The sequence below is a fragment of the Mesorhizobium quangtriensis genome (assembly GCF_040081925.1).
Taxonomy (GTDB): domain Bacteria; phylum Pseudomonadota; class Alphaproteobacteria; order Rhizobiales; family Rhizobiaceae; genus Mesorhizobium_K; species Mesorhizobium_K quangtriensis.
This window is the reverse complement of record NZ_JBEBMF010000004.1, coordinates 296139-318149: the sequence shown is the minus strand read 5'-3', so window position 1 is coordinate 318149 and position 22011 is coordinate 296139. Positions and strand designations below refer to the sequence as shown.

Genomic DNA, 22011 nt, shown 5'->3' with positions numbered 1-22011 from the left:
TCTATTCCGGCAGGATTTCTCGCAGGCGCAGAAGAGCGATGCGCTCGACCTGCCTGCATGCGGTGTCGAATTCGGTGGCGCGATCGTTGCCGATGCGGGTTTCGAAGGCGGCGAGTATCTCGTCCTTGGTCTTGCCTTTGACCGCGATGATGAAGGGGAAGCCGAAGGTAGAGACATAGGCTGCGTTAAGTTTCGAGAACAGTTCGCGTTCGGCGTCGGTCAGTGCGTCGAGACCGGCGGACGCCTGTTCCTTTTCCGATTCCGGCGTGAGCCGTTTGGCGGCGGCCAGCTTGCCGGCCAGGTCGGGGTGGGCGTTGAGAACGCCGAGCCTCTCCTTGTCGGTGGCGGAACGAAAGACGCGGCAGAGCGCATTGTGGAGGCCGCCCGCGGAATTGTGCGCCGGGCCGAGTTCAAGCTCATAGGCGCGTTCGGCGATCCAGGGCGAATGCTCGAAAATGCCACCAAACAGCCCGACAAACGCATCGCGGTCCATCTTCGACGGGCAGACCGCCGGCAGCCGGAAGGGGTGCGTTTCCTTCCAGTGCTGCGCGATGTCGATGCGGCGCGCCAGCCAGACGCGATCATGGCTCTTCACATAGTCGATGAACCGCTTCAGCGACGCGGCGCGTCCGGGACGGCCGACCAGCCGGCAGTGCAGGCCGATGTTCATCATTCGCGGCCTGCCTGCCTTGCCTTCGGCGTAGAGCGTGTCGAAGCTGTCCTTCAGGTAAGCGAAGAACTGGTCGCCGGAATTGAAGCCCTGCGGTGTCGCGAAACGCATGTCGTTGGCGTCGAGCGTGTAGGGGATGATGAGCTGCGGCGGGATGGTGTTTCCGTGGCCGTCATGGTCCAGCCAGTAGGGCAGTTCGTCGTCATAGGTGTCCGAAACATATTCGAAGCCGCCTTCGGCGGCCGCCAGCGCGACGGTGTTGACCGAGGTGCGGCCCGTGTACCAGCCCGTCGGCCGTTCGCCGGTGACCTCGCGGTGCAGCGTGATCGCCTCGGCCATGTGGCGGCGTTCCTCATCGGGAGAATAGTCGCGGTAGTCGATCCATTTCAGCCCGTGGCTGGCGATCTCCCAGCCGGCTTCCTGCATCGCCGCGACCTGGTCGGGCGAGCGGGCGAGCGCGGTCGCCACGCCGTAGCAGGTGACAGGGACATCGGCCTCGGTGAACATGCGGTGGAGCCGCCAGAAACCGGCGCGGGAACCGTATTCGTAGATCGATTCCATGTTCCAGTGGCGCATGCCCGGCCACGGGGCCGCGCCGACGATCTCGGACAGGAACGCCTCCGACGCCGCGTCGCCATGCAGGACGTTGTTCTCGCCGCCTTCCTCGTAGTTGACGACGAACTGCACCGCCACAAAGGCTTGGCCAGGCCATTTCGGATCGGGCGGATTGCGGCCGTAACCGCGCATGTCTCTGACGTAGCGCACCATTCCTCCGGGCCGAAGCGGCTTTCCGCGTTACTTTCAGGATAGTCAAAGGATGTCGGGGGCATTCCCCCGAAAAAAATTGAAAGTCTTTTTGTGGCCTTTCGCTTCACCGTTGGGATAGCATGGCCTTTAATGTCGGAAAACCATACGTTTATCCTCGCAGGAAGGAGGCGCCGATGGCGAAAGCCGAAAGCGGCAGCCTGACGACCCACGTTCTCGATACGGCGACCGGCCTGCCGGCGGCGGGGCTGAAGATCGCGCTCTATCGCGTCAGCGGCAATTCACATCGCAAGGTTAAGGAGGTCGTCACGAATGATGACGGCCGCTGCGACGCGCCGTTGCTCGCGGGCAAGGACTTCCAGACCGGCGCCTACGAGCTGATTTTTTTCGCCGGCGATTATTTGCGGGCTTCCGGCGTGAAGCTTCCGGAGACGCCGTTCCTCGACCAGATTCCGATCCGGTTCGGCATGGCGGAGGAGACGCACTATCACGTGCCGCTGCTGCTCTCGCCGTACGGCTATTCCACCTATCGGGGCAGTTGAGATGGCCAAAGTGAAGGTCCGCTCGGAACTGCGCTTCCTGCTCAACGGCGAGACGGTCGCGCTCGCCGATGTCGGCCCGGACGAAACGCTGCTTGACTATCTCAGGCTGCGCCGGTCGCTGCGCGGCACCAAGGAAGGCTGCGCGGAAGGCGATTGCGGCGCGTGCACGGTGCTGGTCGGCAAGCTTGCTGGCGGGAAGCTCGTCTACGAGAGCGTCAATGCCTGCATCCGCTTCATGGGTTCGCTCGACGGGTGCCATGTCGTGACCGTCGAGCATCTGCGCGGCGAGGGTGGACAGTTGCATCCCGTGCAGCAGGCGCTGGTCGATTTCCATGGCTCGCAATGCGGCTTCTGCACGCCGGGCTTCGTCATGTCGCTTTATGCGCTGTGGATGCGTTCGCCCGATCCTTCCGTTGTGGCGATCGAGAAGGCGCTGCAGGGCAACCTCTGCCGCTGCACCGGCTACGAGGCGATCGTGCGGGCGGCGCGCGCCATCTCCACCTATGGGCAGGCTGCGAAGGACCCGCTGGCGGCGGAACGCAAGCGCGTCACGAAGGCGCTGGCCGCAATGCGCGACGGCGCGCGTGTCGTTATCGGCGGGGGCCATCGGCGGCTGATCGTGCCGGCCTCGGTCGATGATTTCGCTGCCCTGCTGGAGAAGGAGCCGACCGCAACGGTCGTCGCGGGCTCGACCGATGTCGGGCTGTGGGTGACGAAGCAGATGCGCGATATATCTCCAGCGGTGTTCATCGGCGGCATCGAGGAATTGCGAACCATTTCCACGGATAAGGGCGTCATCAGCATTGGTGCGGGCGTGACCTATTCGGAAGCGTTCTCGCTGCTGGCAAAGCGGATACCGGCGCTTGGCAGGCTGATCGACCGTATCGGCGGCGAGCAGGTGCGCAACATGGGCACGATCGGCGGCAACGTTGCCAACGGCTCGCCGATCGGCGACACGCCGCCGCCGCTGATTGCGCTCGGCGCGACGCTGACACTTCGCCGTGGAAAGAAGCGCCGGACGATCCCGCTGGAAAGCTTCTTCATCGCGTATGGCAAGCAGGACAGGAAGCATGGCGAATTCGTCGAGGCCGTGCATGTTCCGGTGCCGGTGAAGGGAACGCACTTCGCCATTCACAAGATCAGCAAACGGCGGGAGGAGGACATCACCGCTACGCTGGGCGCATTCCACCTGACGCTGGCGAAGGACGGAACCGTAAAAGCGATCCGCATCGCCTATGGCGGCATGGCGGCGACGCCGAAGCGAGCGGTTGCCGTCGAGGCGGCATTGCTTGGAAAGCCATGGACGGAAGCGAACGTCCAAGCTGCGCTTCCTGCATACGACATGGATTTCACGCCGCTGACGGACATGCGGGCGACGGCGGGCTATCGTTCACTTGTGGCAAAGAACCTGCTGATGCGTTTCTATCTGGAAACGACAGGCACGAAGGCCCCCATCACGGTTTCCCGGCAGGAGGCGGCGTGATGAACAAACATACCGTGCCGGACATCAAGGCGGCCAGCATCAAGGGCGGCGTCCACGCCGACCAGCGCCACGATTCCGCGCATAAGCATGTCGCCGGCACCGCCGTTTATATCGACGACATTCCGGAGCCCGCCGGCACACTGCATGCGGGGCTTGGCTTGTCGACGGTCGCGCATGGCGTCATCAGATCGATCGACTTGTCGGCGGTTCGTGCTGCGTCGGGCGTGGTGACGGTGCTGACGGCGGCCGATGTGCCCGGCGAGAACGACATTTCGCCTTCGGGCATGCATGACGACCCGGTTCTCGCCGAGGGCAAGGTCATGTTCCACGGCCAGCCCATTTTCTGCGTGATAGCACAGACGCGGGATCAGGCGCGGCGCGCGGCTCGACTGGCGAAGATCACGTATGAGGAACTGCCTGCGACCCTCGACATCTGGCCGCTCGATCCCAAGACAGACGGGCAGGTTTTTCCCGCGCTGGCGCTGACGCGCGGCGATGCCGCGACGGCCATCGCCGCTGCGCCTAAGCGCGTGACAGCCCGCATGCGGCTCGGTGGGCAGGACCATTTCTATCTCGAGGGTCAGGTGTCGCTGGCCATTCCCGGCGAGGATACCGAGGTGACGGTGCATTGCTCGACACAGGGGCCGACCGAGACGCAGCATATGGTCGCGCATGCGCTGGGCGTTCCTTCAAGCGCGGTGACGATCGAGGTGAGGCGCATGGGCGGCGGCTTCGGCGGTAAGGAGACGCAGGCCAACCAGTGCGCCGCGCTCGCGGCTATCGCCGCCAAGAAGCTCGGCCGCGCCGTCAAGATCAGGCTCGACCGCGACGAGGACATGGTCGCGACGGGAAAGCGGCACGATTTCGTCATCGACTACGATGTCGGCTTCGACGAGGAAGGTCGCATCCTTGGCGTCGATTACATGTTCGCGCTGCGCGCCGGCTTTTCGGCCGACCTGTCGGGACCGGTGGGGGATCGCGCGCTGTTCCATTGCGACAACGCCTATTTCTTCCCGCACGTGCATGCAGGGTCGGCGCTTTTTCGCACCAACACGGTATCCAACACGGCGTTTCGCGGGTTTGGCGGGCCGCAGGGGATGGTTGGCGCGGAGCGCGTGATAGAGGAGATTGCCTTCGCCGTAGGCAAGGACCCGCTCGAAATCCGAAAGCTGAATTTCTATGACGCCATGGGTGTCGAGGGGACGCGCAACGTCACGCCCTACCACCAGAAGGTGGAGGACTGCATCATCCAGCGCATCGTCGCAGAGCTCGAGGAAAGCTCGGATTATGCACGTCGCCGTCGGCAGATCGCCGCCTTCAACACCAACAGCAAATATGTGAAGCGCGGGCTGGCGCTGACGCCGGTGAAGTTCGGCATCTCTTTCACCAAGACGGAATCCAACCAGGCCGGCGCGCTGGTGCATGTCTATTCCGACGGCTCCGTGCACATGAACCACGGCGGGACCGAGATGGGGCAGGGGCTGCATCTCAAGGTGGCGCAGGTGGTGGCCGAGGAGTTCCAGATCGATCTCGATCGTGTGCGCATCACGGCGACCACTACTGACAAGGTGCCGAACACGGCACCGACGGCGGCGTCGTCGGGCGCGGACCTCAACGGCATGGCGGCGCAGAACGCGGCGCGGCAGATCAAGGACAGGCTGATCGATTTTGCGGCCGAGCGCTATCAGGTGCCGCGCGACCAGATCGTGTTTCTGCCCAACCGGGTGCGCGTCGGCAATCAGGAGATCGCGTTCAACGAACTGGCCAGGCAGGCCTTTGTCGCTCGTGTGCAGTTGTCCGCTGCGGGCCACTACAAGACGCCCAAGATTCATTGGGATCGGTCCAAGGGGCAGGGACACGCCTTCTACTATTACGCCTATGGCGCGGCATGCTCCGAGGTGTCGGTCGATACGTTGACCGGCGAATATGTCGTGGAGCGCACCGACATCCTGCATGACGTCGGCCGGTCGCTCAATCCGGCGATCGATCTCGGGCAGATCGAGGGCGGGTTTGTCCAGGGCGTGGGCTGGCTGACCACGGAAGAGCTGGTCTGGGATGACAAGGGCCGGCTGCGCACGCATGCACCGTCGACCTACAAGATACCTCTGGCATCCGACCGGCCGAAGATCTTCAACGTCGCCTTGACGAAATGGTCCGAGGCCTACGAGCCGACCATCCATCGCTCCAAGGCGGTCGGCGAGCCGCCGCTGCCGCTGGCGATTTCCGTGCTGCATGCGCTGTCCGACGCGGTGGCGAGTGTCGCCGGCCACAGGATATGCCCGCGCCTCGACGCGCCGGCGACGCCGGAAAAAGTGCTGATGGCGATCGAGCGGCTGAAGGCGGCGGGTTCGGCCGTAGGGGCATAGGAGCGGACGATGAGTTCGCGCGACGAAAGCCTCAACGCCTTTCTGGCTGTGGATGACACGATCGCAATCGCCGAGGTCGTGCGCACCCGAGGGTCGGTACCGCGCGAGACCGGAACCTTCATGCTGGTTTCGGCATCTGCGATGCACGGCACGATTGGTGGCGGTCAGCTCGAATACATGGCCATCGATAAGGCGAGGCAGATGCTGGCCGGGAGGCTGCGCGATGACCGGATCATCCTCGACATTCCGCTGGGGCCCGAGATCGGGCAATGTTGCGGCGGGCGGGTGGAGATAGCGATACGGCTTGTGACCGACGCCATAAAAACGGAACTGCTGAAGGCGGCTGAGACCGAGGCTGCCGCGATGCCGCATATCTATGTTTTCGGCGGCGGTCATGTCGGACAAGCGCTGGCAGGCGCATTGTCGCTTCTGCCAATGAGAACGATGATCGTTGAGACGCGCGCCGAGGCGCTTGAGGGGATGCCGTTGTGCGTGGAAACGATGTTGACGGCTGTGCCCGAGGATATCGTGCGAGGCGCACCCGCCGGCGCCGCGTTTATCGTCCTGACACACGACCACGCCCTGGATTTCCTGATCGTTGCGGAGGCACTGAAGCGGGATGACGCGGCCTATGTCGGCATGATCGGGTCGAAGACCAAGAAGGCGACGTTCAGAACCTGGTTCGTGAAATCGGCTGGTGGGAGCGAGGCGCAATTCGCGCGCCTGGTCTCGCCGATCGGTGGCGATGCCGTGAAGGACAAACGCCCGGCTGTGATTGCCGCACTTGCCGCCGCCGAGGTGATGACGGCGCTTGCGGCTTTCCAGCGAGCGACGGCCAGCGCATCGGTGCGCTGACCGGTTCTCGCGTCGGTACTATTCCCTTTCCTGGGTATGGGCTTCCAAGAACCAGAGGGACTTGTCGAGCGAACGCGAGAAGGCGGTGAAGATGTCGGCGGTGCCGGCATCGCCGGCCTCGTCCGACTCGTCGATCGCCTTGCGGATGGAGTTCGCCACGGCTGCATAACGGTCGATCAGGGCCGCGAGATGGTCCTTGGTCTTGTGGATGTCGGTCGGATAGGCTTTCAGCGCCGTCTCCTTGACCACGACCTGCGATGTGCCGAGAGCGGTTCCGCCGAGCTGCACCGCGCGCTCGGCCATGGTATCGACATGGCCGTCCAGGTCGGCGCGGAAGCCGTCGAGCATCTCGTGGATGGCGATGAACTGCGGGCCCTTGATGTTCCAGTGCGCCTGCTTGGTGATGAGGGCCAGGTCGATCGCATCGGCCAGGCGCGCGTTAAGCAGTTCGATCGACGCGGTCTTCGTGTTGGATTTCAGGTTGTTCTTGGTGGGAATGCCGGCCATGAGACTCTCCAGATAATGACTTTTGCGCGGACCATGTCCGCCTTGCCTGCCTAATATAAGGCAAGTCCGGATTTTAGCCCGCAAATATCGCAGCCCGATGAAGCCTGCGGCGAGCTACCACTTACCGGCAAGAACGTCCCTGATCAGACGCTGGCACCGTTCGGCCATGAAATCGAGCAGCAGGCGCACTTTCGGATCCTGCAGCTTGCGATGCGGGTAGACGGCGGCGAGTTGAACCGGCGTCGGCGGAGCGTCCGGCATGATCACCTTCAGCCGCCGGTCACGGATGAAGGGCTCGACCTCGAAACGCGGCTTGTTGATGATGCCGCGCCCGGACAGCGCCCAGCCTGTCAGAACATCGCCGTCATCTGAATCGAAGGGCCCGCTGACCTCGACCTTCACCAACCCTGCCGGAGTCTTGAGGGCCCAGAAATGCTCGCGGATACCGGGATAGCGAAGCATGAGGCAGTCGTGTTTCTTCGCTAGGAGGTCGCGGGGTTCGACAGGCTCGCCGCGCGCCTGCAGATAGGCGGGCGCGGCGACGAGTACGCGCTCGCACTCCATGATGCTGCGCATCGTCAGGCTCGAATCCTCGAGAACGCCGAGCCGGAACGCGACATCGATGCCTTCCTTCATGATGTCGACATGGTGGTCCGACAGGCGCAACCGCACTTCGATATCGGGATAGCGGTCGCGGAACTCCGGTATGCCGGAGGCGATCAGGCGGCGACCGAGGCCGAGCGGCGCCGTGACGCGGATGGTGCCGCGCGGCTGCCCAGACAGCGCGCTGACGGCGGCCTCGGCCTCGGTGATGGCCTCGAGAATCTGCTTGGCACCGGCGTAGAAGACCGTGCCGTGCTCGGTCGGCATCAACTGGCGAGTCGTGCGGTTGAACAGCCGGACGCCGAGATGCTTTTCCAGTTCCTTGATGCGGTTGGACGCGACGGCGGGCGAAATGCGCATGTCGCGGCCGGCGGCCGAGAGATTTCCCAGTTCGACGACGCGGACGAAAACGGCGATGTTGTCGAGATAGGCCATGCTACCTTCGGAAATTCGAGGGAGTTCTCAGTATTTTCGATTTTTTTTTGAAAGTCATCGGCTATCTCACCTCTTTCCGTTTGGAGCAGAGCCCTTAAACTTCAAAAGAACAGAGGGGTCTGAATGCTCGATTTCGTCATCGCCTGGGACTGGCTGAGCTTCGCCGTGCGCTGGCTGCACGTCATCACCGCCATCGCCTGGATCGGTTCGTCGTTCTATTTCGTCGCGCTCGACCTCGGGCTGCGGCAACGTCCGGGGCTGCCGGCGGGCGCGCATGGCGAGGAGTGGCAGGTGCATGGCGGCGGTTTCTACCACATCCAGAAATATCTGGTGGCGCCGGCCGAGATGCCGGAGCACCTGACCTGGTTCAAATGGGAATCCTACGCCACGTGGATGTCGGGCTTCGCGATGCTCGCCATCGTCTATTACGCTGGCGCCGACCTCTTCCTGATCGACCCCAACGTGCTCGACATCGCGCCGCTGACGGCGATCGGCCTGTCGATTGCCTCGCTGGTGCTGGGATGGCTGCTCTACGACACGCTGTGCAAATCGCCGCTGGGCAATAACGACACCCTGCTGATGCTGGTGCTATACGCCATCCTCGTGTTCCTGGCGTGGGGTTTCACGCATATCTTCAGCGGGCGCGCCGCGTTCCTGCATCTCGGCGCGGTGACCGCGACGATCATGTCGGCGAATGTCTTCCTGATCATCATACCGAACCAGAAGATCGTGGTCGCCGACCTGATCGCGGGCAGGAAGCCCGATCCGAAATACGGCAAGATCGCCAAGACGCGCTCGACGCACAACAACTACCTGACGCTGCCCGTGCTGTTCCTGATGCTGTCGAACCACTATCCGCTGGCGTTCGCGACGGAGTTCAACTGGGTCATCGCCTCGCTGGTATTCCTGATCGGCGTTCTGATCCGGCACTTCTTCAACACGATGCATGCCCGGAAGGGGAAACCCTACTGGACATGGCTGGTGACGACGATCCTGTTCATCATCATCATCTGGCTTTCGACGGTGCCGAAGGTGGTGACGGGCGAGCCGCGAGCTTCCGCCGTGGCCGAGACCTTCGTCGTCTCGGCGCATTTCCCGGCGGTGCGCGATACGGTCCTTGGGCGCTGCGCCATGTGCCACGCGGGCGAGCCCTCCTTCGAGGGCATCCATTTCGCGCCGAAGGGCGTGAAGCTGGAAACGGACGCCGAGATCGGCGAGCATGCGCGCGAAATCTACCTGCAGGCGGGCCGCAGCCACGCCATGCCGCCCGGCAACGTGACGCAGATCAGCCCACAGGAACGCGCGCTGCTGGTCGCATGGTTCGAAGAGGCGCGGCGGTAGCATGACACAGACGCTTCTCCGTGGCCGCACACTAAGCTTCGTGCGCTGGCCGGACGATACGAACGACCACGCCGCCTACCGCTACGAGAAAGATGGCGGGCTGCTGTTCGAAGGTGGGCGGATCGTCGCTGCGGGCCCTTACGCCGAGGTGGCGGCGGAAGCTGATACCGACGCGACGCGCATCGATCACCGGCCGCATCTGATCCTGCCGGGCTTCATCGACGCGCATGTGCATTTTCCGCAGATGCAGGTCATCGCTTCCTACGGGACGGAACTGCTGGACTGGTTGAACACATATACATTTCCGGAGGAGACGAAGTTCCGCGACGCGCAGCATGGCAGGCGTATCGCCCGGCTATTCCTCGACGAAATGATCAGGCAGGGCACCACGACAGTCGCGGCCTATTGCTCGGTGCACAAGCAGTCGGCGGAAGCCTTCTTCGCGGAATCGCATGCGCGCAACATGCTGAACATTGCCGGCAAAGTGATGATGGACCGCAACGCCCCGGAGGCGCTGCGCGACACGCCTGAGAGCAGCTATGACGATACTAAGGCGCTGATCGAGGAGTGGCATGGCAGGGGCCGGCAGCTCTACGCGATCACGCCGCGTTTCGCGATTACCTCGACGCCCGAGCAGATGGAGATGGCCGGGGCATTGGCCCGCGAATTTCCCGACATGCATATCCAGACGCATCTTTCGGAAAACCATGCCGAGATCGCGTTCACGCAGGAGCTCTACCCGTGGTCGCGTGACTATACGGACGTCTACGAACATTACGGGCTGCTGCGCGAGCGCATGCTGCTTGGGCACTGCATCCATCTGTCGCAGCGCGAGGCCGACGCGCTGTCCGAGAGCGGATCGGTCGCGGTGTTCTGTCCGACCTCAAACCTGTTTCTTGGCTCCGGCCTGTTCGACTACCAGCGTTATCGCAAGCGCGCGAAGCCGTTGCTGATCGCATCCGCCACCGATGTCGGCGGCGGCACCAACTATTCGATGCTGCGCACGATGGACGAAGCCTACAAAGTGATCGCGCTGAATGGCGAGAAGCTGAACCCCTTCGCCTCGTTCTGGCAGATCACGCGCGGCAATGCCGAATCGCTGATGATCGTCGACAAGGCGGGGACGCTGGAGGAGGGGACGGACGCCGATGTCGTGGTGCTCGACGCGGGCGCCACGCCGGGGATGCGGCTGCGAATGGAAACGGTGAAGACGCTGGCGCAAGAGCTATTCGTGCTGCAGACGCTGGGCGACGACCGGTCGGTGGTCGAGGTCTATGTTGCCGGAAAGCAGGCGAAGAGCGCGCTCGTTTGACGTGTGCTTGACCGCGCGCGCCGGCCACGTACAACGCTGGCATGAGCCTCGACCCGAAAACCTTCCTGACCTCGATCTTCGAGGCTGCGGTCGCTGCCGCCGATCCCGGGCGGACGATCCGGAACCATCTTCCAGCGAAACCGAAGGGCCGCACGATCGTCATCGGCGCGGGCAAGGGCTCCGCGCAGATGGCGGCGGCCTTCGAGAAGGCATGGGACGGGCCGCTGGAAGGGCTGATCGTCACGCGCTACGGCTATGGTGCGCCCTGCGACCGCCTGGAGGTCATCGAGGCAGCGCATCCAGTACCGGACGAGGCGGGGTTGGTCGCGGCGAAGCGGCTGCTGGACATGGTGTCGGGCCTGACGGAGGACGATCTGGTCGTGGCACTGATCTCCGGCGGCGGATCGGCCCTGCTGCCTTCGCCAGCATCGGGACTGACGCTGGCCGACGAGATCGCCGTCAACGAGGCGCTGCTTGCGTCGGGCGCGCCGATCTCGGCGATGAATACGATCCGCAAGCACGTCTCGACGATCAAGGGCGGGCGGCTGGCGGCGGCGGCATCGCCGGCAAAGGTCGTTTCGCTGGTGGTCTCGGATATTCCCGGCGACGACCCGGCGCTGGTGGCCTCCGGGCCGACTATCCCCGGCCCTGGCAGCCGCACTGAGGCACTGGATTTCATCAAAGCGTACGGGATGAAGCTGCCGGACGCAGTGATGGCGCATTTGAGTTCATCGGCGGCAGATGCGCCCGCGGTCGGCGACGACGGGCTGGCGGGTAATGAGGTTCATGTGATCGCGTCGGCCGCTGTTTCGCTGGAGGCTGCGGCGGCGGAGGCTAAACGGCAGGGCGTCGAGGCCATGATCCTGTCTGACGCCCTCGAAGGCGAGGCGCGCGATGTCGGCTCGGTGCATTCGGCGATCGCGCGCGAGGTCGCGACGAAGGACCGGCCGTTCCGCAAACCTGTCTTGATCTTGTCCGGCGGCGAGACAACGGTGACGCTGCGCACGAAAGGCGGCAAGGGCGGGCGCAACAGCGAGTTCCTGCTGGCGTTCGCGATCGGCATCGACGGGGTTGAGGGCATCCATGCGCTCGCGGCGGATACCGATGGCATCGACGGTTCGGAAAACAATGCCGGGGCGTTTGCTGACGGGACAAGCGTTCGACGGATGCGCGCGGCGGGCGTGGATGCGAAGGCGATGCTGGCGCGAAATGACGCCTGGTCGGCCTTCAATGCCGTCGGCGACCTCTTCGTACCCGGGCCGACCGGAACGAACGTCAACGATTTGCGGGCGATCCTTGTCGACGCGCGTCACGACTGAGCGGCCTCGCTGATGTCCTGACAGGCGGCATTGCTGCCCCCTATGAGGATGTTAATCTATTTTAGGATTTGCATGCGCTCGACCGAGATGTAGCGGCCCCGGAAATCGCGGTCGACGTCGCCACGCAGCCGAACCGTCATGTCCGGGTTGACCCTCCGACCGCGCCACAGTATCGGCTCGATCTCCACCCGGATTTCGCCGGTGTTGTCGCGGAAGAGATAGTGGTCGCGGTGAAGATGCTTGACGATATGACCGGTAAGCGAAACATCGCGGCCGATACGGCCCGACTTGGCCTGTTCCACGGTCTTCGCAACCCGGGAACTTCCGACGCTGTCGCCGGTGAACTGGGCGCTGGCGGACGTCGCCATCACCAATGCTACAGAGATGCCCAGGAACATTTTCGCGGCTGAACGGCGCGAGAAATTCTGCAACGTGTTCACGTGATAATCCCTCTATTGTCGGGCTCGAAGCTTAACTGCTCCGGCAAGACAATAAAGGCGAAGTAAGCCCACCTGAGTCAATGGCGGTCCTGTTGGCCTGAGCGCTGACGTGGGGTCAGTTAGCAAGAAATTCCTTCACCGCAAGCATATCCTGAAGGAAACGCGTGCGCTCGGCGTCCTTTTCGCCCTGTTCGCGGATGCGCAGGATGAAGGAGGGATGGATGGTCAGAAAAACCCGCAGGCCGTCGTCGCGCGTCACCACCTGTCCGCGCATCCTGGTGATGGGAATGGCCTCGCCGAGCAGGGCCTGCGCGGCTGTCGCGCCAAGCGCGACGATAAGGTCCGGCTTGGTCAGGGCCAATTCCTTATCGAGCCACCAGCGGCAGGCCTGGATCTCGCCGGCATTGGGCTTCGAATGGATGCGGCGCTTGCCGCGGGGCTCGAACTTGAAGTGTTTTACGGCATTGGTGACGTAGGTCTTGCGCCGGTCGATCTGCGCCTCGTCCAGCACCGCATCGAACACCTTGCCCGCCGGGCCGACGAAAGGCTTCCCCGCAATATCCTCCTGATCGCCTGGCTGCTCGCCAACGAAGACGACCCGCGGATTGTCCGGACCTTCCCCGAAGACGGTTTGCGTGGCGTCGCGCCACAGCGGGCAGCGGCGGCAGGATTTCGCGGCCTCGCGCAGTTCGACAATGGAGGCGGCGTCCGCGCCATCGTCTCCCTGAATCGACGCGCTGGCCGGCCAGTGCCTGGCCTGAAGCTTCGCGTGGTGGGGGGCAGGGGCTGTTGGCATCTTTGCGATCATCTCTCTGGAGGCCGTCTCCGCGCCGGCTACCAGAGCCGGAATGAGCGGAGCCTCCGGAAGGTTCCGCCAGTATTTCTTCGGCATCTCCTTCTGCATCGCGTTTGTCTTGAGACGCGCCGGGTTGAAGATGTTTTCGTAGTAGGTCAGCCACAGCTCCTCGGCGGCATCGTCGGCAGGTGCATCGCGCTTCTCCGCGCCGGGTGCGAAAGTCAGTTCGCCGGTGTCCCAGTGCGCGCAGAGGCAGGGCGTCAGGATCGACCAGCGCATGCCGGCAAACCGGCGCACGAAAAAGGGCGCGTTGCGCTCGACGATGAAATGGTCCGGCTCGAACCAGGCGATGTAGCGTTCGTCCTCGCCTTCGCTGATCTTCCTGAAACGGACAAAGGCGCGCATCTTGTGGATGTCGCGGCGGACGGATTTCTCCATCGCCTCGGAGCAGCGGACCTCAGGGTCTGATGCGATCTTCAGGAGCGATGGTTCGTCGCGCATGCGCCAGAGCATGCGATAGAGCAGGGAGAAGCGCTCGGGATCGGAGTGGCAGATGATCGTCTCGGCGCGGTCGACGAATTCGCGGGGGACAGTGAGTGACTTTCCTACAGGAGGTTGGGGCGGGCCATGTTCTCCAGCGCCGCCTGAACCAACGATCCACGCGACTTCCTCTGGCTGCACACCTGCCAGCGCCAGACGCCGGGCGGCGTCGCGCCAACCTGCGAAGTCGGTCTCGTCTGCGAGGCGGATGGTGTGGGTGGAGAGGTCGAGGAGGGCACGATGCATGGTCAGAACAGCGAAAGCTGCTCGCAGGACGAGACGATCTTTTCACGCAGCGCGGGCTGATCGGTGAGGCCGCCGGGCGACCAGCCTTCGGCGACGATGAAGGGGCGGACCTTGGCGATGGACTGGCAGAGGCGTCCGAGGTCTTCCAGCCGAAGGCGGCGGTGGCGGCGGGTCTGGAGGATGCGACCGACGACCTTTGCGCCGAGACCGGGTACGCGCAGCAGCGCCTCCTTGTCTGCCTTGTTCACGTCGATGGGGAACATGGCGCGGTGCCGAAGCGCCCAGGCGAGCTTGGGATCGATCTCGAGATCGAGCATGCCGTCGGGACGACCGTCGAGGATCTCGCCCTGAGCGAAGCCGTAGAAGCGCATCAGCCAATCGGCTTGGTAGAGCCGATGTTCGCGCATCAACGGCGGCTTCTTCAGCGGCAGCGATGAAGAAGAGTCCGGGATGGGGCTGAAGGCGGAGTAATAGACGCGGCGCAGGCGATAGCTGCCGTAGAGCCGCGCGCTGGTCTGCAGGATGCCGGCGTCGGGCGTGGCGTCCGCGCCGATGATCATCTGTGTGGACTGGCCGCCGGTGGCGAAACGCTGGCGTTTCTTCGTCTTCAGCGTTGGCTCGGACTTTTCCTCGATCCGGGAGCGGAGTGCGGCCATCGAGAGGCGGATGGTTTCCGGCTTCTTCTCCGGCGCCAGTTTCTTCACGCCCTCGTCGGTCGGCAACTCGATGTTGATCGACAGGCGGTCGGCATAGCGGCCGGCCTGGTCGAGCAAATCCTGCGAGCATTCCGGTATTGTCTTCAGGTGGATATAGCCGGCGAAGTTTTCCTCCTCGCGCAGGCGGCGCGCGACCTCCACCAGTTCCGTCATCGTCTCGTCGGGGGAGCGAATGACGCCGGACGACAGGAACAAGCCCTCGATATAATTGCGTTTGTAGAACGACACGGTGAGTTGCACGACCTCGTCGATCGTGAAGCGGGCGCGGCGGACGTTGGAGGAAGAGCGGTTGATGCAATAGCTGCAATCGTAGATGCAGAAATTGGTGAGCAGGATTTTCAGCAGCGAGATGCAGCGGCCGTCCGGCGCGTAGGAGTGGCAGATGCCCATGCCTTCGGTCGAGCCGATGCCGCCGGATTTGCGCGAATCGCGCTTTTCCGCACCGGAAGAGGCGCAAGAAGCGTCGTACTTGGCGGCGTCTGAGAGGATCGCCAGCTTTTCGCGGGTGTGGAGGACTGCCATTTGTTCATGATATGTTCTTGTCGTAAGATACGCTATATCATTTGTTAAACGACCGGCGGTCAGACCTCGTGCAGGTAGAGGTGGTAGTCGAGTTCGCTGACGGTGCGGGCGACGCGCAGATATTCCGCCTGCTTGATGGCGGTGAAGGTGCGGTGCATGTCCTCGCCCAGCGCCTGCTTCAGGAAAGCCGAAGCTTTCGCCGCCTCGATGGCCGAGCGCCAGTCGAACGGCATGGTAGATGGCGTGTCCTGCGCTACCTCGTAGCCGTTACCGGAGACTTCCGGGCCAGGATCGAGCTTTTCGTCGAGCCCTTTCGCGATGCCTGCGAGAACGGTCGCGGCTACCAGATAGGGATTGGCGTCGACGCCGGAAGGGCGGTGCTCGATACGGCGCGCGGCGACGCTGCCGGCCGGAACGCGCAGCGCGACCGAGCGGTTGTTGACGCCCCATGTCGGGGCGACGGGCGCATAGGACTGCGACACGAAGCGCCGCCAGGAATTCGCGTGCGGCGCGAAGACGAGCATGGACTCGGCCATCGTGGCCGAGAGCCCGCCGAGGGCATGCAGCAGGGCAGGCGACCACGTGCCTTCGCGTTCCTCGGCGAAGACGTTCTTGCCGTTCGCGTCCTGCATCGAGACATGGAGATGCATGCCGGAGCCGGCATATTTCTCGATGGGCTTGGCCATGAAGCAGGCGGTGACGCCGTGGCGGCGGGCCTGTGCGCGGACGAGGCGCTTCAACATGAGCAAGTCGTCTGCGGCCTGCAGGATGTTCTTGCGGTAGTTCATCGTCAGCTCGTACTGGCCGGGAGCATATTCGGAGATGACGGTCTCGGCGGGAATGCCCTGCGCCTTCGCGGCGGCGTAGATGTCGGAGAAGAGCGGCTCCATGCCGTGCAGGTGGTCGACCGAATAGACTTCGGTCTTGCCGCTCTTGCGTCCGTCGAGCACCGCAGTGGCGGGCTGGACGTGGCCTTCCGCGTCGCGATCGTTGGCGAGCAGGAAGAATTCGAGCTCAAAGGCTCCGGCCGGGAACAGGCCTTTCGCGGCGAAAGCATCGACCTGACGCGCGAGCGCATGGCGCGGGTCCGAGGTCATGGGTGCGCCGTCGAGGAGATACATCGACATCAGCACCTGCCCGCGCGCCGGCAGCGTGCCATGCAGAGGCTTCAGCGTGCCGGGGATCGGCCATGCGCGCAGATCGCCGTCGCCGGAATCCCAGATAAGACCGGTTTCGTGGACATCCTCGCCGGTGATGTCGAGACCGAGGATCGAGATCGGAAGATGGCGGCCGTTCTCGTAGAGGCCGAGCAGTTCGTGGCGGCGGATGATCTTGCCGCGCCCGACGCCGTTGGCGTCGGTGAGCACGATGTCGAACGCCTCGATTTCGGGATGGGCGTCGAGAAACGCCTTGGCCTCTTCGGGTGTCGAGCCTGAGGGGGATGTCATCGGGAGATCCTGTAGCGCATGCGTTTCTCTGTCATGCCGCGAGTTGCGCGGCAACCTCGCCGAAGGCGCGGACGAGGCGGTCGACCTGACGCGCCGTGGTGGCGGGCGAGATCAGCATCATGTTGTGGAACGGCGCGATCAGCACGCCGCGATTGACCAGCGTGACATGAATGGCAGCCTCTAGTGCGGGCGCGTGGGCATTCTCCGCCTCGGCTCCATTGCGGAGCGGGCCTGGGGCGCAGATGAATTCCACGCGCGCGCCAACGCGGGCGACGTGCCACGGCAAGGCGTTGTCGGCGATCGCGGCGGAGAGGCCGGTTGCGAGGCGCTCGGCCAGCGTCTCCATGCGGGCGTAGTTCTCTTCGGTCATCACCTCTTCCAGCGTGGCGCGCATGGCGGCGAACTGGAGCGGGTTGGCCGAGAGCGTCGTGCCCATGCCGGAATAGCCCGGCTCCTTGGCGCGCTCGTAGGCGCGGTAGCGGCGCGCGACTTCGGCGCTCATGCCCCAGACCGATGCAGGGACGCCGCCGGCTACGGGCTTCCCGAGCACGAAGAGATCGGGCTTCAGGCCAAAGCGCTTCGTGTAGCCGCCGGGGCCGGTCGAGATGGTGTGCGTCTCGTCGATCAGCAGCAGCGTTCCGGTCTGCTTAGTAATGCGGCGCAGGGCGTCGTGGAAGCCGGGGTCGGGCAGCACCATGCAGGAATTGGTGAGGACGGGCTCGGTGATGACGCAGGCGACGTCCTTGTTCGCCAACGCCTTTTCGAGCGCCGCAATATCGTTGAACTCGATGACTTTCGTCGCCTTCGTGAGATCACGGAACTCGCCGGAGAGGCCGGGCCGGTTGACCGGCCTGCCATTCACCAGCCGCACCATCGTCTCGTCGACGGAGCCATGGTAGCAGCCGTTGAAGACGAGGATTTTCGGTCGGCCGGTGACGGCGCGCGCGACGCGCAGCGCAAAACGGTTGGCATCGGTAGCTGTGGTAGCGATCTGCCATTCGGGCAGGCCGAAACGTTCGGACAGCAGCCTGCCGAGGACGAGCGTGTCTTCGTCGGGCAGCATGTAGGTGAGGCCGCGATCTGCCTGCCTGCGGATGGCGCGGGCGACCGGCAGCGGCGAATGGCCGAACATGGAGCCGGTGTCGCCGAGACAGAAATCGTCGAGCCTGATGCCGTCGATGTCGAGGATGGTTGCGCCGCGCGCGCGGTCGACGATGATCGGGAACGGCGTCGGCCAGTCGTTCATCCAGTGCATGGGAACGCCGCCGAAGAAGCCAGCGATGCCCTTGCCGTAAGACGCTTCGGATTTTGGGCGCGCGGCACGGAAGATTTCGGCTTCGGCCGCGCGCAGCTTTCGGATACGGGCGAGACCAATGCCGCCCTGTGCCTGCCGCTCACTTCCCGCCTTTGCCATCGCCATCCTCCCGTCGGAGATTTCCTAGCGGGCTAAAAGCAGACAGGCAATGAGCCTGAAGCTACCGGGCGACTAACTGCGCAGTCCGGGCGCTTCGTGGCCGGAGCGCTCAACATATTCCGTGTAGCCGCCGCCATAGGCGTGGATGCCGTCGTCGGTGAGTTCCAACACGCGGTTGGAGAGCGCGGCGAGGAAGTGGCGGTCGTGCGAGACGAAAAGCATGGTGCCTTCGTACTGCTCCAGCGCGGCGATCAGCATTTCCTTCGTCGCCATGTCGAGATGGTTGGTCGGCTCATCGAGGACGAGGAAATTGGGCGGGTCGAACAGCATCATGGCCATGACGAGCCGCGCCTTCTCACCGCCGGACAGCACACGACATTTCTTGTCGATCTCGTCGCCTGAAAAGCCGAAGCAGCCAGCGAGCGCCCGCAGGGGCGCTTGGCCCGCTTGCGGGAAAGCATCTTCCAGCGACTGGAAGACTGTGCGCTCGCCATCCAGCACTTCCATGGCGTGCTGGGCGAAATAGGCCATCTTGACGCTCGGGCCGCGCGCGACCGTGCCTTGGTCGGGCTCGACCGCGCCGGTGGCGAGTTTCAGCAGCGTCGACTTTCCGGCGCCATTGACGCCCATGATGCACCAGCGCTCGCGACGGCGGACCTGGAAGTCGAGGCCGTCATAGATGGTGCGGCTACCGTAGCGCTTATGCACGTTCTTGAGCGTCACAATGTCCTCGCCAGAACGCGGCGCGGGCTGGAATTCGAACTTGACGGTCTGGCGGCGCTTGGGCGGCTCGACTTTCTCGATCTTGTCGAGCTTCTTGACCCGGCTCTGCACCTGCGCGGCATGCGAGGCACGCGCCTTGAAGCGCTCGATGAAGGCGATCTCCTTGGCAAGCATAGCCTGCTGGCGCTCGAACTGCGCCTGCATCTGCTTTTCGGCAATCGCGCGCTGCTGCACGTAGAATTCGTAGTCGCCGGAATAGCTCGTCAGCGAACCGCCGTCGATCTCGACGATCTTGGTGACGATGCGGTTCATGAACTCGCGATCGTGCGAGGTCATCAACAGCGCGCCATCGTATCCTTTCAGGAATTCCTCCAGCCAGATAAGGCTTTCGAGATCGAGATGGTTGCTCGGCTCGTCGAGCAACATGGCGTCGGGGCGCATGAGGAGGATGCGGGCGAGCGCGACGCGCATCTTCCAGCCGCCGGAGAGCGCATCGACGGGGCCGTCCATCATTTCCTGGCTGAAGCCGAGACCGGCGAGCACTTCGCGTGAGCGGCCGTCGAGCGCGTAGCCGTCGAGATCCTCGAACTGCGCCTGGAGTTCGCCGTAGCGCTCGATGATCGCGTCCATCTCGTCGGCGCGGTCGGGATCTGCCATCGCCGCTTCGAGGTCGCGCATCTCATTTGCCACTGCGCTTACGGGGCCAGCTCCTTCCATGACCTCCGCGACCACGCTGCGGCCGGCCATCTCGCCGACATCCTGGCTGAAATAGCCGATGGTGATGCCCCGGTCGGTCGATACCTGCCCTTCGTCGGGCTGCTCCTGTCCGGTGACCATGCGGAACAGCGTCGTCTTGCCGGCGCCGTTGGGACCGACGAGGCCGACCTTCTCGCCCTTCTGGATGGCGGCAGACGCTTCTATGAAGACGATCTGCTTGCCGTTCTGCTTGCTGATGTTTTCGAGACGAATCATGGTTTCTGCAGGTTCGGGAGTGTGTTGCCCGCGCCCATACGCGATGAGCCTCGTCCGCGAAAGCCCACAAACAGCCGCACGGCTTGATCGGGCCAGTTTACCGGGCCGGTTGACCCCATCGGGCTTTTGAGCGTGAATGCCGCCCGGATGTGAGGGGGAATTAAATGCGTCTTCTTGTTGCTGTCGCGGTCCTGTTGATGTGTGGCGCGGAAGCGCTGGCGTCCGGCGGCATCAATTGCGAGGCGAAGGACGAGGTGGTTACGTTCGATGTCGGCGCCGGGGTCTCGCGAGGCATGGGCGCGGCGATCTTCAGCTTCGACGGAACGGTGACGATCAAGGACCCGAAAATCGCACCCGATCTTACGAACACGAAATTCGAGCTGGACAACGTCGCGCAATACTGGCTGGACGGAGAAGAATTGAGGCTGCGGCTTTATCGCGAGCGGGTGGGCGACAAGCCGCACGGATATGTCGAACTCGAGATCCTGACCAAGGCGCGTACGGGAGATGACGACGAAGGCCTATATGCTGGCCGATATCAGTTGAGCACATACGATACGTTAGACGAGAACACCGTCGAAGCCGTAACATCCAGCTACGAGGGCAAGGTTTCTTGCTTCGTGGAGTAGGCGAAAGCCTGTCTGTCAGCCGGTGATATCGATGACGCCGCAGTCGCCGGTCTCGGTACCGAAGGCTATGCGGCGCTCCTCGTCGTCCCACATCATCGACGTGACCGGCCCCTTGCCGGGACGGCGCAGCAGAACTTCCTTGGCGTCGGCGAAACGCACGGCCATGACCATGCCGTCATTGTAGCCGATCGCCGCGACCTCCTGGCTGGGATGACAGGCGACGCAGGTGACGAGCGCGTTGCCACGCGTGCCGAGTTCGAGCGGCGCCTTGCCCATGGGGCCGTCCTTGGCCTGAAACGGCCAGACGATCGCCGCTGACGCACCAGAACTCGCCAGCCATTTTCCCTTCGCGCTCCAGGACAGGCTCTTCACCTTGTTGGGGTAGCCGGTCATGCGCATGTGCTTGCCGTCGGCAAGCTTCCAGCCGTGCAGGGCGTTCTCCTGCATGGCGGTGACGACGAAATTGCCGTCGGGCGAGAAGGTGATGGCGGTGTGCGCGCCGGCCCACTCAAGCTCCGTTGGCTTGCCGTCGGCGGCCGGGAAATGCAGGGTGACGCCGTTGTAGCGGGCAACGCCAAAGCGCATGCCCTTCGGCGAGAAGGCCAGACCCTCGACGGTGCGCGGGTGCTGGAACTCCCTGGTCTTGCCGTCGGCAAAGCGGACAAAGGCGGAGCGGCCGGTTGCGTAGGCGATGGCACCCTGCGGCCCGGAGGCGACCGCGCCGATCCATTTGCGTCCGGCTTCGGCGAGCGTCTCGCTCACGTCGCCGGCCGTGGAGCAGACCTTGCCGTCCTCGCCGCCTGTCACTAGCCGCGATTTCGTCTGGTCGAGCGTCGCCGCGAGCAGCCCGTCATGGACCTGAAGCGTCTTGTGGCCGTTGTCGAGTCGATGGACCGAGCCATCGGCCATCGCGAAATGCGGCACGCCGCCGAGAAAGACGGCGGCGATGCAATGGCCTTCAAGATCAAGCGGGGCGACTGTCGGCATTGTCTTTGATCACGATCTCGCGTTCGTCCCACTGAATGACCTGTGTACCCTCGACGGGAACGGGGGCGGGCTTCCCGAGCTCATCGGTCACGTAGGTGTAGCAGAACCAGTCGTTCCAATGGCTGAGCAGCCACGATGTTTCAAGGCTGCGCTTGCCTTTCCCGCAACTTGCCTTGGGGAAGACCGAGAGCGTCAGGCCCGATTTGTAGCCGGAAACGACCATGAGGCCCATTCCGACGTCGCTGTCGCGCGGATCGTAGATCATGAGATCGACGGGCCCGGACTCTGGCCCCAGGTCGTAGTTGTGGACGAGGCGGATGATGTCGCCAGCCCACAGGCTTTCGTGCGGCAGTTCGGTCAGCAGGCGCGGCATGCGGCAG

19 protein-coding genes are annotated in these 22011 nt (G+C 63.8%); 8 read left to right on the top strand and 11 right to left on the bottom strand.

Translation table 11 applies throughout. The features are described from left to right. Window position 1: 1 nt before the first annotated feature. Window positions 2–1435, bottom strand: a complete 1434-nt coding sequence (gene puuE, locus ABMA32_RS21080; RefSeq protein ID WP_349015974.1) for an allantoinase PuuE — start codon at window positions 1433–1435, stop codon at window positions 2–4. A gap of 176 nt (window positions 1436–1611) precedes the next feature. Here puuE and uraH point away from each other — a divergent pair, with 176 nt between their 5' ends. The 4 genes from uraH to xdhC are packed head-to-tail and all read left to right on the top strand — an operon-like array spanning window position 1612 to window position 6681. Beyond that, a complete protein-coding gene (gene uraH / locus ABMA32_RS21075) occupies window positions 1612–1977 on the top strand; it encodes a hydroxyisourate hydrolase (RefSeq protein ID WP_349015765.1) in 366 nt (121 codons plus the stop codon). 1 nt (window position 1978) lies between these two features. Further along, the gene (gene xdhA, locus ABMA32_RS21070) at window positions 1979–3460 is read left to right on the top strand and encodes a xanthine dehydrogenase small subunit (RefSeq protein WP_349015764.1); all 1482 of its coding nucleotides are present in this window, start codon (window positions 1979–1981) and stop codon (window positions 3458–3460) included. Beyond that, window positions 3460–5826 (top strand): xanthine dehydrogenase molybdopterin binding subunit, encoded by a 2367-nt coding sequence (gene xdhB / locus ABMA32_RS21065; protein WP_349015763.1) that lies wholly within the window; start codon window positions 3460–3462, stop codon window positions 5824–5826. The genes xdhA and xdhB overlap by 1 nt, the downstream gene beginning before the upstream one ends. A gap of 9 nt (window positions 5827–5835) precedes the next feature. After that, on the top strand, window positions 5836–6681 hold the full coding sequence (gene xdhC / locus ABMA32_RS21060; protein ID WP_349015762.1) for a xanthine dehydrogenase accessory protein XdhC: 846 nt from the start codon (window positions 5836–5838) through the stop codon (window positions 6679–6681). Window positions 6682–6699: 18 nt separating this feature from the next. Here xdhC and dps read toward each other — a convergent pair whose 3' ends face one another. Further along, window positions 6700–7188, bottom strand: a complete 489-nt coding sequence (gene dps / locus ABMA32_RS21055; protein ID WP_349015761.1) for a DNA starvation/stationary phase protection protein Dps — start codon at window positions 7186–7188, stop codon at window positions 6700–6702. A gap of 114 nt (window positions 7189–7302) precedes the next feature. Next, on the bottom strand, window positions 7303–8226 hold the full coding sequence (locus tag ABMA32_RS21050; RefSeq protein WP_349015760.1) for a LysR family transcriptional regulator: 924 nt from the start codon (window positions 8224–8226) through the stop codon (window positions 7303–7305). 123 nt (window positions 8227–8349) lie between these two features. Here ABMA32_RS21050 and ABMA32_RS21045 point away from each other — a divergent pair, with 123 nt between their 5' ends. From ABMA32_RS21045 to ABMA32_RS21035, 3 genes are read left to right on the top strand one after another with little or no spacing between them, the layout of a single operon-like run. Next, window positions 8350–9567 (top strand): urate hydroxylase PuuD, encoded by a 1218-nt coding sequence (locus ABMA32_RS21045; protein ID WP_349015759.1) that lies wholly within the window; start codon window positions 8350–8352, stop codon window positions 9565–9567. A 1-nt stretch (window position 9568) separates the two neighbouring features. Continuing rightward, window positions 9569–10879: a guanine deaminase gene (gene guaD / locus ABMA32_RS21040; RefSeq protein ID WP_349015758.1), complete on the top strand. Its 1311-nt coding sequence runs from the start codon at window positions 9569–9571 to the stop codon at window positions 10877–10879. Window positions 10880–10920: 41 nt separating this feature from the next. Then, window positions 10921–12198, top strand: coding sequence for a glycerate kinase type-2 family protein (locus ABMA32_RS21035; RefSeq protein ID WP_349015757.1), 1278 nt, complete (start codon window positions 10921–10923; stop codon window positions 12196–12198). Between the two features lie 56 nt (window positions 12199–12254). Here ABMA32_RS21035 and ABMA32_RS21030 read toward each other — a convergent pair whose 3' ends face one another. The 6 genes from ABMA32_RS21030 to ABMA32_RS21005 form a co-directional block, all read right to left on the bottom strand. After that, window positions 12255–12638, bottom strand: coding sequence for a NirD/YgiW/YdeI family stress tolerance protein (locus ABMA32_RS21030; protein WP_349015756.1), 384 nt, complete (start codon window positions 12636–12638; stop codon window positions 12255–12257). A gap of 115 nt (window positions 12639–12753) precedes the next feature. Further along, window positions 12754–14220, bottom strand: coding sequence for a UdgX family uracil-DNA binding protein (locus tag ABMA32_RS21025; protein WP_349015755.1), 1467 nt, complete (start codon window positions 14218–14220; stop codon window positions 12754–12756). Window positions 14221–14222: 2 nt separating this feature from the next. Continuing rightward, window positions 14223–15458, bottom strand: a complete 1236-nt coding sequence (locus tag ABMA32_RS21020) for a putative DNA modification/repair radical SAM protein (RefSeq protein ID WP_349015754.1) — start codon at window positions 15456–15458, stop codon at window positions 14223–14225. A gap of 59 nt (window positions 15459–15517) precedes the next feature. Further along, complete coding sequence (locus ABMA32_RS21015; protein ID WP_349015753.1) at window positions 15518–16906, bottom strand: glutamine synthetase family protein; 1389 nt, start codon at window positions 16904–16906, stop codon at window positions 15518–15520. 31 nt (window positions 16907–16937) lie between these two features. Next, window positions 16938–18320, bottom strand: coding sequence for an aspartate aminotransferase family protein (locus tag ABMA32_RS21010; protein ID WP_349015752.1), 1383 nt, complete (start codon window positions 18318–18320; stop codon window positions 16938–16940). 72 nt (window positions 18321–18392) lie between these two features. Next, window positions 18393–20015 carry an ABC-F family ATP-binding cassette domain-containing protein gene (locus tag ABMA32_RS21005; protein ID WP_349015751.1) on the bottom strand — a complete coding sequence of 541 codons (1623 nt, stop codon included), beginning with the start codon at window positions 20013–20015 and terminating at the stop codon, window positions 18393–18395. A 164-nt stretch (window positions 20016–20179) separates the two neighbouring features. On the opposite strand from ABMA32_RS21005, the gene ABMA32_RS21000 reads away from it, so the two are divergent. Further along, on the top strand, window positions 20180–20644 hold the full coding sequence (locus ABMA32_RS21000) for a hypothetical protein (RefSeq protein ID WP_349015750.1): 465 nt from the start codon (window positions 20180–20182) through the stop codon (window positions 20642–20644). 15 nt (window positions 20645–20659) lie between these two features. On the opposite strand, the gene ABMA32_RS20995 is transcribed toward ABMA32_RS21000, so the two are convergent. Further along, window positions 20660–21631 (bottom strand): WD40 repeat domain-containing protein, encoded by a 972-nt coding sequence (locus ABMA32_RS20995; RefSeq protein WP_349015749.1) that lies wholly within the window; start codon window positions 21629–21631, stop codon window positions 20660–20662. Then, window positions 21609–22004: an Imm45 family immunity protein gene (gene imm45, locus ABMA32_RS20990; RefSeq protein WP_349015748.1), complete on the bottom strand. Its 396-nt coding sequence runs from the start codon at window positions 22002–22004 to the stop codon at window positions 21609–21611. The genes ABMA32_RS20995 and imm45 overlap by 23 nt, the downstream gene beginning before the upstream one ends. Window positions 22005–22011: the final 7 nt, after the last annotated feature.

What these genes read in the sequence shown, in the direction of transcription:
- imm45 (WP_349015748.1), bottom strand. Translation starts at nt 22,004, where the DNA reads ATGCCGCGCCTGCTGACCGAACTGCCGCACGAAAGCCTGTGGGCTGGC.
- ABMA32_RS20995 (WP_349015749.1), bottom strand. Translation starts at nt 21,631, where the DNA reads ATGCCGACAGTCGCCCCGCTTGATCTTGAAGGCCATTGCATCGCCGCC.
- xdhC (WP_349015762.1), top strand. Translation starts at nt 5,836, where the DNA reads ATGAGTTCGCGCGACGAAAGCCTCAACGCCTTTCTGGCTGTGGATGAC.
- ABMA32_RS21000 (WP_349015750.1), top strand. Translation starts at nt 20,180, where the DNA reads ATGCGTCTTCTTGTTGCTGTCGCGGTCCTGTTGATGTGTGGCGCGGAA.
- xdhA (WP_349015764.1), top strand. Translation starts at nt 1,979, where the DNA reads ATGGCCAAAGTGAAGGTCCGCTCGGAACTGCGCTTCCTGCTCAACGGC.
- ABMA32_RS21035 (WP_349015757.1), top strand. Translation starts at nt 10,921, where the DNA reads ATGAGCCTCGACCCGAAAACCTTCCTGACCTCGATCTTCGAGGCTGCG.
- ABMA32_RS21025 (WP_349015755.1), bottom strand. Translation starts at nt 14,220, where the DNA reads ATGCATCGTGCCCTCCTCGACCTCTCCACCCACACCATCCGCCTCGCA.
- dps (WP_349015761.1), bottom strand. Translation starts at nt 7,188, where the DNA reads ATGGCCGGCATTCCCACCAAGAACAACCTGAAATCCAACACGAAGACC.
- ABMA32_RS21010 (WP_349015752.1), bottom strand. Translation starts at nt 18,320, where the DNA reads ATGGCAAAGGCGGGAAGTGAGCGGCAGGCACAGGGCGGCATTGGTCTC.
- ABMA32_RS21020 (WP_349015754.1), bottom strand. Translation starts at nt 15,458, where the DNA reads ATGGCAGTCCTCCACACCCGCGAAAAGCTGGCGATCCTCTCAGACGCC.
- ABMA32_RS21045 (WP_349015759.1), top strand. Translation starts at nt 8,350, where the DNA reads ATGCTCGATTTCGTCATCGCCTGGGACTGGCTGAGCTTCGCCGTGCGC.
- ABMA32_RS21005 (WP_349015751.1), bottom strand. Translation starts at nt 20,015, where the DNA reads ATGATTCGTCTCGAAAACATCAGCAAGCAGAACGGCAAGCAGATCGTC.
- guaD (WP_349015758.1), top strand. Translation starts at nt 9,569, where the DNA reads ATGACACAGACGCTTCTCCGTGGCCGCACACTAAGCTTCGTGCGCTGG.
- ABMA32_RS21015 (WP_349015753.1), bottom strand. Translation starts at nt 16,906, where the DNA reads ATGACATCCCCCTCAGGCTCGACACCCGAAGAGGCCAAGGCGTTTCTC.
- ABMA32_RS21050 (WP_349015760.1), bottom strand. Translation starts at nt 8,226, where the DNA reads ATGGCCTATCTCGACAACATCGCCGTTTTCGTCCGCGTCGTCGAACTG.
- xdhB (WP_349015763.1), top strand. Translation starts at nt 3,460, where the DNA reads ATGAACAAACATACCGTGCCGGACATCAAGGCGGCCAGCATCAAGGGC.
- uraH (WP_349015765.1), top strand. Translation starts at nt 1,612, where the DNA reads ATGGCGAAAGCCGAAAGCGGCAGCCTGACGACCCACGTTCTCGATACG.